Here is a 13,727-nt window from a genome sequence, read left to right as displayed (position 1 = left end):
TTTTTTTCATGAAAACTCATTCTCTTTTGAAGTTTTTTTCGTACTACTATTGTAAAGCTTATCATCTTTCTTGACAAATATTCTTAATGTTTTATCATCTTTATATACTTATTTAACAAAGGGGCCTTCCGTATGATCAGAATCATAGCACTGGTAATTTTATTAATACCTGGCGTTTTTGCTGCACTGGGTGTGAAATTGATGAGAGATATGGTGTTTGGGATCTTACAAAACCCTTTTCCCTTTCTTTGGTTACAGTTTCTTACTGGATTATTGATGTTTTTAATGGGCCTTTGGTTTGTTGCTGGATTTATTTTTCATCGGGATAAAAAAAGGAAGAAAGTACAATCTCGATTTCAGACTGAGGATGAACAAGTAGAGAATGTAGAGAATATAAAATAAAGCCGACCCCAAAAAGGTGTCAGACCCCACAATAACCGCTAAAATCAAAAGGATGATTATCTCATCTTGACCGGGATTAGTTTGTAGGGTCGTAACACCTTATAGGTTAGGCTTATTTTTTTAGGATCACATTCTGTTACCGTGTATGATCTTTAAACATTCGCTCACGTAGTCGCAGTGCTCGAATAGGATCATCTGTCATAAAGGCGGTACAGCCTAGTTTAAAAGCATGAACCATATCTTTTTCACTGTTAATAGTATATGGTCTAACGGCAACCCCTTGTTCAAGTGATTGCTTTACCACTTCATCTGTGATCGCTTTGAATTTCGGATGTATTCCTTTCGCCTGAATGGCTTCTGCATACACCCATGGCATATACATTCCTTGTCCAATGAGCGGAGCCATTTCGATCTCTGAAGCAATCCGGTAACAGTGAACAATACTATAATGATTAAAAGAAGAAAGGATGATTCGATGGGATAACTCATATTCACGAATAAGTTGAACGACTTTTTCTTCCATTCCTTGATAACGAAAAACTCCATTTTTCAATTCAATATTACAAGTTATCCGATTCGTGGTCATCCATTCTAGCACCTCTCTTAACGAGGGGATCGTTTGCTTTTTAATATTCGTTTTGACGTTGTAGCCTGCGTTCAGTCTTTTGAGTTCCTTAAAAGTTAGATCTGTCACGAACCCACTTCCATTTGTCGTACGATTCACCTTTTCATCATGAATAACGACTACTTCACCATCTTTCGATAATTGAACATCGAGTTCAATTCCATCTGCCCCTGCCTCTTCTGCCTTTCTAAAAGCCAACATCGTGTTTTCTGGATAAAGAGCCGAATAACCACGGTGGGCAAAGATTAATGTCATTGTAACCACTTCCTTTAACTGAAATGGACGAAATAGAATAAAACAGTAAACAGAAGCTATCTATTTAAACCATTTTTCTTATTTATATCATATACTTATGCAGAATTTTAGAAGATTAGAAAGAAAAAGAATATGTCTTTATAGGTTTCAAACTTATCTACTCTGTTGCTCATAGGCAAATTTAATATGGAGAAGAATAGAAAAGTGGTTCTATTGAAAAACCAAAAAACGCCTCAATGGAAACTGGTTTCTTGTAATCCCTTCGGTTTTGAGGATGATTTATAGTCTTGGATGCTTCTTTATTGAGACTACGGTATATTTAACATAAGCCACATATTGACGTATATGACCTATCTTACACGTTGAACATCTTCTGCCCCATGCTCCGCTTTCAAACAGGCTAGAAATAACTTTAAAGACTGTTCGTAAGATGATAGTGTTTTGGGTGACAAGTTTTTACTTTGACAATACAATAAAAAGTCTTCAAGGTGAAACTCTAGTTCAGATAATTTCATTTTAAGCTCCCCATTCCAACAAATACAAAACCCAATAAATCAAATGATTTATCGGGTGAGATGGTAAAAGTTTATTGGCTTAAATCCGAACAAAAAGTTGGTTTTAGAGGAATTAGTTGGCTTAACAATAACCACAAACCCCCTCCACGCCTACTCTCAAGAAGCGCGATGTTCTAAACGTAATTTATCCGCTACCATGGCGATGAATTCAGAATTCGTCGGCTTTGCTTTTGACATACTCACTGTGTAGCCAAATAAGGAAGAAATAGATTCAATATTTCCCCTGCTCCATGCTACTTCAATCGCATGGCGAATCGCACGTTCAACTCGACTAGCGGTTGTGTTGAATTTTTTTGCGATATCTGGATACAGCACTTTTGTAATTGAGCCAAGCAATTCAATATCGTTGTACACCATTGAGATGGCTTCCCGTAAATACATATATCCTTTAATATGGGCAGGAACCCCGATTTCATGAATAATACTTGTAATACTTGCATCTAAATTTTTCGGTTTTGCTGCCTCTGTCTGAGAACGGTAACCTACCGTAGATTTCCTTAACACCGAACTAGATTGACCGCTTACTTGACGAATATGACTCGCTAAATGATCCATATCAAATGGTTTTAAGATAAAATAAGATGCCCCTAAATCCACTGCTTTTTTCGTTACATCTTCCTGTCCAAAGGCAGTCAACATAATCACATTTGGCATTGGCTGTTTATTCATTTCTCTTAATTTCCCCAGCACAGCAAGCCCATCTAAATGTGGCATGATAATATCAAGGACAAGAACATCAGGACTTATGTTTTCAAGCATCTCAATGCAATCTTGACCATTATGTGCCACTCCAGCCACTTCTATATCCTCTTGAGAATCTAAGAACTCCTCCAACAGTTGAACAAGTTCACGATTATCATCTACTACACATACTTTAATTTTTTTCACTATTTGTTTCCTCCTCTTCCCTAGTTCTTCCCGTTACTACATAATATTTTATTTAACTTTGTTTAACAAAGTCTTTTTCCGACGATTTTTCAATATATCTATATTATATTCTAAAGGAGAAATTCGACAATGCAACCGAAAATCCTTTTGTTTTTTTAATTTTTCTAAATAAATCAATAAAACCATTACTTTTCTCCTGTTTTCTCCTGTTTTCGACTTTTTTCTTCTTTAGGATATATATTTATATTATATTTGTCGAATAATCTTTAAGCAAGGTACTAAGGTACAATAATTTTGATCTAACCTTCCCTAACCAAGGAAAAAGACGGGTAAATGTCCCGTCTTTTCGCATGTTTCTAAGATGCCTTTTCTTGTGACTTCTCATATATATCAATCCCTGCCTCATTTAACATCCATTCTAAGTGGACACCATAGCCCGAGGTTGGATCATTTACAAATACATGTGTGACGGCTCCAATCACTTTTCCATCTTGTATGATTGGACTTCCACTCATTCCTTGAACAATTCCACCTGTCGTACCTAGTAAATCGGGATCGGTGACTTTAATGACCATTCCCTTTGTTGCTGGGAATTTTTGCGGAATTGTGCTGACAATTTCAATATCAAACAATTTCACTTCATCATCTTCAACAACAGTTAAAATTTGTGCAGGACCTTCTTTTACTTGGTGTGATAAAGCAATTGGCAGAGCCTTATCCATAACTCCATTTTGGATACCATGTTTTAACTCACCAAAGATTCCATACGGACTGTTTCGTTTTATATTTCCAATTACTTCTTTATCTGAAGAAAAACGAGCTAATTTTTCACCTGGATTTCCATTACTTCCTTTTTCAATGGATGTTACAGTTGATCTTACGATTTGACCATCATCAACTACAATTGGCTTTTTTGTATCCATATCTGAAATAACATGCCCCAATGCACCATACTTTTTCGATTGTGGATGATAAAAAGTCATTGTACCGATTCCAGCTGCAGAATCACGAATATACAATCCAAGCTTGAAATTTTCTTCATCCTTTTCTTTTTGTGGCATTAATTCAGTTTCAACCTTCCCACTTTCCCTTGTTACAATGATTTTTAGTGGCTGATTTAATTTGCCTGACTCTTGAACAAATGGAGCTACATCTGACATTTTCTCAATTTTATTTCCGTTAATTTCAGTAATAATATCGCCAATTTGAATACCGGCTAACTCACCAGGAGATACTTTTCCTTCATTTGTTGACACTTGATGGTGTCCTACTACAAGGACTCCTACTGTATTCAACTTTACCCCAATAGATTGTCCACCTGGAATCACTTTAAAATCCTTTAATACATTTACATCAACTTTTTTGACTGGAAAACCAGCAAGTTCTAAAAACATTTCATTTTTCCCTTGTTCTTTTGCATGCAGAGACACTGACTGATGATCTTGACTAAGGGCAACAATAGAATTATCTGAAGACAACGAAGCTGATGCTTGTACAACTTTAGGCATATCGATCTGTTGTCCTTCAAAAAGAGTTATATGATTGGGAATATCAAAGTATTCCTGAATTGGTTTTACAAAACATATAGCAATTAATGAAACAAGGAGAATTCCACCAATTAGTTTTCTTAAGAAGTCTTTATTCAAAACATTCACTCTCCTCGCTTCTAGTCAAACCGTCTAAATGGCTACATCTTTAATTTTGCCTGCAAGCAGCACATTTATAACTGAACCATCAATAAAAAAACTGTACACTAAGGAAATATATCGCAGTATAAAGCGAAACTTCCTTTAAACAGGGTTTTATTTCCTTTAAAAAGCATAAAAAACCTCTGAAACCCAATAAGGCTTCAGAGGTTTTTTATGCTTTACTATTATGTGCTAAATGGAGAAGTTCTTTTGCATGTTCCTTCGTTAAATCGGTTATTTCAACACCTGAAATCATACGCCCAATTTCTCCAATTTTTTCTTCTTCGGTAAGTGGTGTAACCGTTGTTTTCGTTCGACCATCTTTCGTTGCTTTTGCAATATATAAATGAGTATCTGCCATCGCAGCCACTTGTGGTAGATGCGAGATGCAAAGGACTTGGGAATCAGATGAAACTTTATGAATTTTTTCGGCAATCGCCTGTGCAACTCTTCCACTTACACCCGTATCTACTTCATCAAATATGATGGAGGTAACTTCTTGATGCTTTGAAAAAATACTCTTTAAAGCAAGCATAATTCGAGAAAGTTCACCACCTGAAGCAATTTTGGATAATGGTTTTAATGGTTCACCAGGGTTTGTCGTTATGTAAAATTCAACCATATCTAAACCGCTTTTTGAAATAAAATTTTCTCCACTATTAAAATTCACTTCAAAGACTGTTTTTTGCATATATAGCTCTTGTAATTCACTATGAATGGCATCTGTCAGCTTTTCGGCTAATTTTTTTCGTAAATTAGTGAGCTCATTTCCTTCAATCATCAAATCCTTTTTTAATGATAATAGCTCTTTTTGCAGCTGATCGATATGTGTTTCTTTATTTTGTAGCGTTTCCAACTCTTCTTCAATTTTTGCACCATATTCTACGATCTCTGGAATTGAATGTCCGTATTTACGTTTCAACTGATTGATTTCATTCAATCGATCTTCAATCTCATTTAATCTCCCAGGATTATATTCAAGATTGTCTAACTCGGTACGTAAGGATTGGGCCACATCCTCCAATAAATAATAACTATTCGAAACCGATTCTGCTAACTCTTTATAGTTTTCGCTCAACTCAGATGCACCTTCCATTTGACCCATTGCAAGACTAATCCAATCTAGCCCCTTATGTTCACCTTGAAGAGCATTATAACTAGCTTGGATGGCCTCATAAATACGTTCAAAATTAGAAAGTTGCTTTTTTTCTTCTAACAGTATCTCATCTTCATTTATTTTTAAATTTGCCTGCTGAATTTCTGAAAGTTGAAATTGAATTAAATCAAGTCTATGGGCCATTTGTTGTTCATTTTCATTTAAACTTTTTAATTTCCGCACGGTTTGTTCGTAAGCATGATAAATTTTTCTATATTCAGCTAGTGCTGTAACGATACGACTTTTCCCATACTGATCTAAAAGAGATAAATGTCTAGACTCATCCATTAATTCTTGGTGCTCATGCTGTCCATGGATATCAACAAGTGTACCTCCAATTTCTCGTAAAGTTGAAGTTGTTACAAGCTTTCCATTTATTCGGCAGACACTTTTACCACTTTTAGAAATCTCTCGTCTGAGTACAATCATTGCATCTTCAATCTCAATACCAAATTCTTTCGCTTTTGAAAATACGGGATGACTCGGTTTTTCAAGCAGAAAAAGCCCTTCAATTTCTGCCCGAGCTTCTCCATGCCGGACAAAATCTGAAGAACCTCTTCCACCAACGAGTAAATGAATAGAATCGATAATAATGGATTTCCCCGCACCAGTTTCTCCAGTTAAAACCGTTAATCCTTTCTCAAATGAAATGGAAAGAGCTTCAATGATCGCAAAGTTTTTAACCGATAATTCACTTAGCATAACTATCCACCTCTTTTTTAAAGCAATTCAAGAAAACGATTTGAAACTATTTCTGTATCCTCTTCCGTTCGACAAATGACTAAAATTGTGTCATCCCCACTAACGGTCCCTAATATATCGTCCCAATCTAAATTATCGATTAAGGCTGCAATCGCCATCGCGTTTCCTGGTAATGTTTTCATCACGAGAAGGTGTCCTGCAGCATCGATTCGAACAAAGGCGTCCATCAAATTTCTTTTCAGCTTTTGTAACGGGTTAAATCGTTGATCAGCGGGGAGACTATATTTATATCGTCCGTCTGATAAGGGTACCTTTATTAAATGGAGTTCTTTTATATCTCGTGACACGGTTGCTTGTGTTACATTGTACCCTGCATTCTTTAATGTAGATACTAAGTCATCCTGTGTCTCTATCTCATTGTTGGCTATAATGTCACGAATCTTTATATGTCGTTGACCTTTCGTCATTTTCTCACCTCATATACCCGATACCGAACAAACTATCTCTTTCTATCTTAGCCTATATTTCCACTTTTCTCAATTAGAAGAATACTTTACCTTATTCTTCTTTTTCTTTTGTTTTTAACTCCATATGGGCAGTTTGAACGATTTCTACTGGGGTTACCGTTAAGTCGTTCATCCCTTCTTCTTTTTCCTCAGCCCAAAACAAATGAATAAGAAATTCAATATTCCCTTCTCCACCTGTAATCGGTGAGAAAGACAAATTTTTCACATCATAACCCAATTGCAGTGAATAATCGATCATCGTTTCAATGACCTTTTCATGAACTTTCGGATCTCTCACAATCCCTTTTTTTCCTACCTGCTCACGACCGGCTTCAAATTGTGGCTTAATAAGTGCTACAACATCGCTACCTGGTACTAATAAGGTTTTCAATACTGGGAGAATGAGCTTCAAGGAAATAAAGGATACGTCAATGGAAGCAAAATTCGGCATTCTACCATCTAAATCACTTGGCGTTACATAGCGAAAGTTTGTCCTTTCCATGACCACGACTCGTTCATCCTGCCTAAGCTTCCATGCTAATTGATTATACCCAACATCCAGTGCATACGACATGGATGCTCCATTTTGGAGGGCACAATCTGTAAACCCTCCTGTGGAAGCCCCTATATCCAATAAAATCTTATCTTTTATATCCACGTCAAAAACGTTTAAAGCCTTTTCTAACTTAAGACCTCCCCTACTCACATAGGGAAGTGTTTTTCCCTTTACCTTGAGCATGGAATCAGAAGGAATTTTTTCTCCAGGTTTATCTAAACGAGTTTCATTACTATAAATGATTCCAGCCATAACAGCTCGCTTTGCTTTCTCTCTTGTTTCAAACAAGCCCTGCTCTACTAATAAAACATCTACGCGTTCTTTCTTACTTTTCATTTTTCATGCCCTTTTTTGTTTTTTTATGACCATTTTATTAATTTTCTTTACCACTTCTTTTGTTGTTAAACCAATTTCTTTCCATAACTCCTTAACACTTCCGTGTTCAATAAATTGATCAGGAATCCCCATACAACTAATTTCCGTATGATGGAATCCGTTACCATGAGCAAACTCTAGAACAGCACTTCCAAAACCGCCTTGAAGAACGGCTTCTTCAATAGTCAACAGCGGAATATTTAATTGGAATAATGATGTTAGTAATGCCCGATCTAATGGTTTAATAAAACGCGCATTAATTACTTTAACCGAATTACCCTGCTTTTCTAATAGTGCTGCAGCTTCCATAGCCATCGGAATCGTCGTTCCAAATGTTAAAATGGCCGCATCATGACCCTCTTTCAATACTTCCCATGTTCCAATTGGAATTTCCTTAAGTGTCTCATCTAATGGAACACCCAGTCCATTTCCACGTGGAAAACGCATAGCGATCGGACCATCATCATATTGAGTAGCGGTGTAAACCATATGCTGGCCCTCATTTTCATCCTTTGGCGTCATAATCACCATATTAGGTAGATGTCGTAAAAAGGCAATATCGAATACACCATGATGGGTTTCTCCATCTGCACCGACAAGTCCTGCCCGATCAATTCCAATAAAGACATTTAAATTTTGACGACAAATATCATGTACAACTTGATCATATGCTCGCTGTAAAAAAGTTGAATAAATAGCCAAAAATGGTTTCATTTTTTGTGTTGCAAGTCCTGCTGCTACTGTGGCTGCATGTTGTTCAGCAATCCCTACATCGTACATTCGATTAGGAAACTCACTCGCAAAGCCTTCAAGCTTCGAACCGACAGGCATAGCAGGTGTAATCGCTACAATTCGAGCATCTTCTCTTGCTAACCTTCTCACTGTTTCGCTAACAAGCTTACTCCAAGCAGGTGGCGAGTGAACAGGTTTAACAAAATCACCTGTTTCAATTTTGTAAGGTCCAGTTCCATGCCAACTACCCGTTCGGTCACTTTCAGCGGGGTCATAGCCTTTCCCTTTTTTTGTGATGACATGAAGTAAAATAGGTCCTTCTGTTTTCTTCGCATAATTTAAATTGTCAAATAAGTCTTCATAGTTATGCCCATCAACAGGTCCTAGATAAGTAAATCCCATTTCTTCAAAAAAGACTCCTGATACCAATAAGTATTTCAAACTATCTTTAACCCGTTCTGCGGTTGAAGCCAGTTTTCCACCTACAGCAGGAATCTTCTTCAATAGCATTTCTAATTCTTCCTTTGCCCACTGATACTTGCCAGCTGTACGCAATCGACCAAGGACACTATGAAGAGCACCAACATTGGGGGCAATTGACATTTCATTATCATTTAAAATCACGATCATATTTTTCTTCTCATCGCCAATATGATTTAATGCTTCCAGTGCCATTCCACCCGTAAGTGCTCCGTCCCCGATGACAGGGAGGATAAACGATTTTTCCTTCTTTAAATCTCGGGCAATCGCCATTCCCATAGCAGCAGATAAAGAGGTTGAGCTATGACCTGTCTCCCAAACATCATGCTCACTTTCAGCCATTTTTGGGAATCCACTCAATCCTTTATATTGACGCAAGGAATCAAATTCTCTTGCCCTCCCCGTCAAAATTTTATGAACATACGATTGATGGCCAACATCCCAAATGATTTTATCATTCGGACTATCAAAGCTTTTATGAAGGGCAATGGTTAACTCAACAACTCCTAGATTTGGTCCAATGTGACCTCCTGTTACAGAAAGCTTACCAATTAAAAACTGGCGAATCTCTTTACTTAGGTTCTCCAATTCATTCATGGACAGTTCTTTTAAAAACGAGGGGTCCTTAATATCTAAAAGATCCATTCGGTTGGATCACTCACTTTCATTTCTATTTATTCACAAAATACACTCTCACATCAGTGGACGATCCATTAAGAGAATGTCTAACTGTACACCCCTAAAAGGGAAAGCATTGTCACCCTTCTAGCTATTTCAACATAACTTTAGATTACCTTATCACAATGGATTTTCCAAACGCTTTCTGTTCAGCATCCTATACATTTTCTCATGTTGAAAAAAGAACCGCTAACACATAAAGCGTGATAACGGTATCTTTATCATACATAATCTATTTTCTAGATTAAACATGATTAATAATTTCTTTTTGCAACAACGTCTGTTATGTCTTCAAGTAACTCTGTACGAGCACCTGTTTTCGTGAGATGTTGTTTAGCTAACATGATATGATTCTTAAGAGCTTCCTTTGCTTCATCAATGCCTAACAGTGCTGGGTACGTTGTTTTATGATTCCCCTCATCACTTCCAACTGGTTTACCAAGTAAACTCTCATCACCGTCCACATCAAGAAGGTCATCACGAATTTGAAAAGCCAATCCTAAATGATAGGAGAATTGTTGTAAATGTCCCATCTGTTCTTCACTGACATCAGCAATAATAGCCCCAGCCATTACACTGCAAGTTAATAATTTCCCTGTTTTATGAACATGAATATACTCTAGATCATGCAAATTTAAATCCTTCTGTTCCCCAAGCATATCCGCAACCTGCCCACCAACCATTCCTTCTGGACCCGATGATTTAGCTAACAGCTGGATTAAAGCAAGCTTGGCTTTTAATGAAACGGATGGTTCTGGTGCTTCTGCCATTAGTTGAAAGCTATAGGTTAAAAGAGCATCTCCAGCCAATATGGCATTGGCTTCACCGAACACTTTATGATTTGTTGGTTTTCCCCTTCTTAAATCATCATTATCCATGCTTGGTAAATCATCGTGAATTAATGAGTATGTATGGATCATTTCAATTGCAGCTGCTGGATATAAGCCAATGACAGGATTCTTATCAAAAGCATGAAGCGTGGCAAATAACAAAAGAGGTCTAATCCGTTTCCCTCCTGCTTCAAGAGAGTACAACATCGCCTCTTTCAGAATGGCAGGAGCTTCTAATTGATCAAGACTCACTCGAAATTGTTTTTCAAGTAAATCTTTATATTCATTTGAAAAAACATCTAGTTTTGAGCTTGCCAACATTCACTCCTCCTCTGGAATGGAAAATGTTTCTGTATGACCATCAGCTGTCAATATTTGCGTCAATTGTTCTTCCACATTTTTCAATTTATCGTGACAAAGCTTTGAATATTCCATTCCCTTTTTATAGATTGAAATGGCTTCTTCTAAAGGAACATCGCCTTCTTCAAGCCGTTCTACAATGGTTTCTAACTCTTCCATTGCTTCTTCGAAGGTTACTGTTTTTTCTTCAGACATCAGCTTCACTCCTCTTTATCCGTTACTTCACATATAATTGCTCCATCAGATAGTTTGATGCGAACTGTTTCTTTTACTTGTACTTGTTTTACACTTTTTAATAATATATCATTCTCATTATAAGCAAGACTGTAGCCTCGTTCCATTATTTTCAACGGACTGAGTGCCTCAAGCGTTGACAATCGATTTGAAAAATCAGCTTCTTTTTTTGCCAAAATGGACATCATAGCTCGAGTTAATCCCTTTGTCGATTTAGCAAAAGATTCCTTTACTTCTTGAATTTTTGCATCAGGATGGTTCCGACCTAATCTTTTTTCTACTCGCTCCAATTGTTCCATTTTTACAGAAAAAAGCTTCTGTGAACTGTTAACAAGTTGCTCTGTCTTTTTATCAAGTTGCTCTAATTTCTGCTCATAAAGTCGATGTGGATAGCGAAAAGCATAGGACTTTTCAAGTCTCCCTAACTTATTCTTTTGTAGGCTAATTTTTTCTTTCATAGCCCTTATTAAACGAGATTGCCTCGTAAAAACACGTTCTATCCACTCATCTATATGTGGAACTGCCAGTTCAGCAGCTGCTGTTGGAGTTGGTGCCCGAAGATCAGCAACAAAATCAGCAATTGTGAAATCTGTTTCATGTCCAACTGCTGAAATAATCGGTACCTCTGATTCATAAATCGCTCTTGCTACGATTTCTTCATTAAAAGCCCATAATTCTTCAATGGATCCCCCACCACGCCCGATAATTAAAGTATCAACCTGATTCTCTCTCTCGTTTGCTTGCTTGATCGCAGATACAATAGAAGGTGCTGCTTGCTCCCCTTGGACAAGAGCTGGGAAGATCAATACTTTTGCGATGGGATAACGTCTTTTAATCGTTGTGATAATATCCCGGACAGCAGCTCCTGTTGGTGAAGTGACAACTCCTACTGTATTAGGGAATTTGGATAAACTTTGTTTATCCTCCGCAGCAAATAATCCTTCACGTGTGAGTTTTTCCTTTAACTGTTCAAAGGCTAAATAAAGATCACCGATACCATCCGGTTGTATTTCTTTTACATAAATTTGATATTGTCCGCTTGGTTCATATAAAGTCACATCACCGCGCAACAAAACCTTCATTCCATTTTCAAGGGAGAATTTTATTTTCTGGTTGTAACTCGAAAACATGACGGCCAAAATTCTTGCCTTCTCATCTTTTAAAGTAAAATACATATGTCCACTTGAATGTTGCTTAAAGTTTGAAATTTCCCCTTTTACAAAAACGCCTTGTAAATGGGGATCTACATCAAATTTTCGTTTTATATATTTCGTTAAAGCATTGACCGTTAAGTAGCGTTGCTCCATCATAACAAACTCCTTAAAACGAACTCTTTCTCTATATTATTATAAAGGAAACTTCCGTCGATGGGGATTTTTCTTCCCTACAAGATTATGATTCACGGGAAGACTCTTGTAGAGTATTTTTCACATTAGAAAGGACACCGTTAATAAACTTGCTTGATTGCTCATCACCATAAATCTTTGCAATTTCAACTGCCTCGTCAATGACCACATTCACTGGTACATCATCTTGACAATATAAAAGTTCATACACAGATAATCTTAATAGATTACGATCAACATGAGCCAGACGTTCAAGTGTCCATTTTTCTAAATGTTTCGTTATATGGGCATCGATTGCTTCTATATGCTCAACCACTCCAGTTACAAGTCGATTTAAATAATGATCACTCGGATTTCCTTCAAGTACATGCTCAAGTGCATCTTCCGTTGTTGTTTGACTAATATCAATTTGAAAAATAGCCTGTAAAGCCTTTTCCCTAGCAGTTCTTCTTTTCATATTATTTAATAACTCCTTTAATAATGGCTCTTTTCGTAAACTTTGTTGCTTTTCATACGATCAATAGAAACGAAATACTCATTTTGATATTGAACACATAGGTATTGTGACGAAAAGATGCCCCGACCTCTTGATGAATACGGGTTTAGACATTCATTCGGAAAACAACAATCTATGCGAAAACAGCCTTAATAATAAATACGTAAGGTCTTCATCCTATTTGAATTTAAAATGAAACTTCCATAAGTGGGGTTTTACTGCCCGTTAAGACGTGATAAATATTATCATGTCCATTTTCACATAACACGATAATAGCATATCTCGAAAGTATTCGCACTCTCCTTCGAATTTTATTTGTGTTTATAATAGGATTGGATAAATAATGTAAATATTTCACTTACTATTCAATTCCCTTTTTTTCACAAAAAAATACCAAAGACAGTTTTGTCCTTGGTATTTAGTGTCTACATCTCTTCTTCAACCTCTGGTTCTGGATGATTGCTTTCAAATTGAATTCCAACAACATGTATATTGATTTCAAGCGTTTCTAAGGCCGTCATATCGAACAGTGCTTGACGGATATTATCTTGGATGCCTTGAGCTACATTTGGAATAGAGACGCCAAATTTCATGACACAGTACACATCCACTTTAATTCCTTCCTCTAAAAGCTCAACCTTTACTCCTTTGCCGTGATTCTTTTTCCCCAAACGCTCAACGACACCAGAAGCAAAATTCCCCCTCATTTGTGCTACACCTTCAACTTCAGATGCAGCGATTCCCGCGATTACCTCAATCACCTCAGGAGCAATTTCTACTTTACCAAGATTGTTACTACCTGCACTCATTTCTAGAATGTTGTTTTCGCTCATCTTGATATCC

The 13,727-nt window shown here is 36.9% G+C and carries 14 protein-coding genes; 1 reads left to right on the top strand and 13 read right to left on the bottom strand.

The window, feature by feature from the left end:
• Positions 1-132 precede the first annotated feature (132 nt).
• Positions 133-402, top strand: a complete 270-nt coding sequence (locus JMM81_RS02045) for a DUF2627 domain-containing protein (RefSeq protein WP_256239835.1) — start codon at positions 133-135, stop codon at positions 400-402.
• A gap of 136 nt (positions 403-538) precedes the next feature.
• Here the strand turns inward: JMM81_RS02045 and JMM81_RS02040 are convergent, their stop codons facing one another.
• From JMM81_RS02040 to JMM81_RS01980, 13 genes are all read right to left on the bottom strand, one after another.
• The gene (locus JMM81_RS02040) at positions 539-1,282 is read right to left on the bottom strand and encodes a glycerophosphodiester phosphodiesterase (RefSeq protein WP_256239834.1); all 744 of its coding nucleotides are present in this window, start codon (positions 1,280-1,282) and stop codon (positions 539-541) included.
• Between the two features lie 350 nt (positions 1,283-1,632).
• Entirely contained in the window at positions 1,633-1,797 is a 165-nt protein-coding gene (locus tag JMM81_RS02035; RefSeq protein WP_256239833.1) for a site-specific integrase, read from the bottom strand.
• A gap of 156 nt (positions 1,798-1,953) precedes the next feature.
• Entirely contained in the window at positions 1,954-2,745 is a 792-nt protein-coding gene (spo0A, locus tag JMM81_RS02030) for a sporulation transcription factor Spo0A (RefSeq protein WP_256239832.1), read from the bottom strand.
• Between the two features lie 356 nt (positions 2,746-3,101).
• A complete protein-coding gene (gene spoIVB / locus JMM81_RS02025; RefSeq protein WP_256239831.1) occupies positions 3,102-4,391 on the bottom strand; it encodes a SpoIVB peptidase in 1,290 nt (429 codons plus the stop codon).
• 214 nt (positions 4,392-4,605) lie between these two features.
• A complete protein-coding gene (recN, locus tag JMM81_RS02020; RefSeq protein WP_256239830.1) occupies positions 4,606-6,291 on the bottom strand; it encodes a DNA repair protein RecN in 1,686 nt (561 codons plus the stop codon).
• 17 nt (positions 6,292-6,308) lie between these two features.
• A complete protein-coding gene (gene ahrC / locus JMM81_RS02015; RefSeq protein ID WP_256239829.1) occupies positions 6,309-6,758 on the bottom strand; it encodes a transcriptional regulator AhrC/ArgR in 450 nt (149 codons plus the stop codon).
• A gap of 91 nt (positions 6,759-6,849) precedes the next feature.
• Positions 6,850-7,689 (bottom strand): TlyA family RNA methyltransferase, encoded by an 840-nt coding sequence (locus tag JMM81_RS02010; protein WP_256239828.1) that lies wholly within the window; start codon positions 7,687-7,689, stop codon positions 6,850-6,852.
• 3 nt (positions 7,690-7,692) lie between these two features.
• Positions 7,693-9,585, bottom strand: coding sequence for a 1-deoxy-D-xylulose-5-phosphate synthase (gene dxs, locus JMM81_RS02005; protein ID WP_256239827.1), 1,893 nt, complete (start codon positions 9,583-9,585; stop codon positions 7,693-7,695).
• A gap of 287 nt (positions 9,586-9,872) precedes the next feature.
• A complete protein-coding gene (locus JMM81_RS02000) occupies positions 9,873-10,769 on the bottom strand; it encodes a polyprenyl synthetase family protein (protein WP_256239826.1) in 897 nt (298 codons plus the stop codon).
• The gene (xseB, locus tag JMM81_RS01995) at positions 10,770-11,003 is read right to left on the bottom strand and encodes an exodeoxyribonuclease VII small subunit (protein WP_256239825.1); all 234 of its coding nucleotides are present in this window, start codon (positions 11,001-11,003) and stop codon (positions 10,770-10,772) included.
• Positions 11,004-11,008: 5 nt separating this feature from the next.
• Positions 11,009-12,352, bottom strand: coding sequence for an exodeoxyribonuclease VII large subunit (gene xseA, locus JMM81_RS01990; protein ID WP_305367670.1), 1,344 nt, complete (start codon positions 12,350-12,352; stop codon positions 11,009-11,011).
• An 82-nt stretch (positions 12,353-12,434) separates the two neighbouring features.
• Complete coding sequence (nusB, locus tag JMM81_RS01985; RefSeq protein ID WP_256239824.1) at positions 12,435-12,845, bottom strand: transcription antitermination factor NusB; 411 nt, start codon at positions 12,843-12,845, stop codon at positions 12,435-12,437.
• 464 nt (positions 12,846-13,309) lie between these two features.
• Positions 13,310-13,717, bottom strand: coding sequence for an Asp23/Gls24 family envelope stress response protein (locus JMM81_RS01980; RefSeq protein ID WP_256239823.1), 408 nt, complete (start codon positions 13,715-13,717; stop codon positions 13,310-13,312).
• Positions 13,718-13,727 lie beyond the last annotated feature (10 nt).

Source organism: Bacillus sp. V3B (assembly GCF_024494465.1).
Lineage (GTDB): Bacteria > Bacillota > Bacilli > Bacillales > Cytobacillaceae > Bacillus_BD.
Note: the sequence above shows the minus strand (reverse complement) of the source record. Positions and strands in the feature narration are given on the sequence as shown.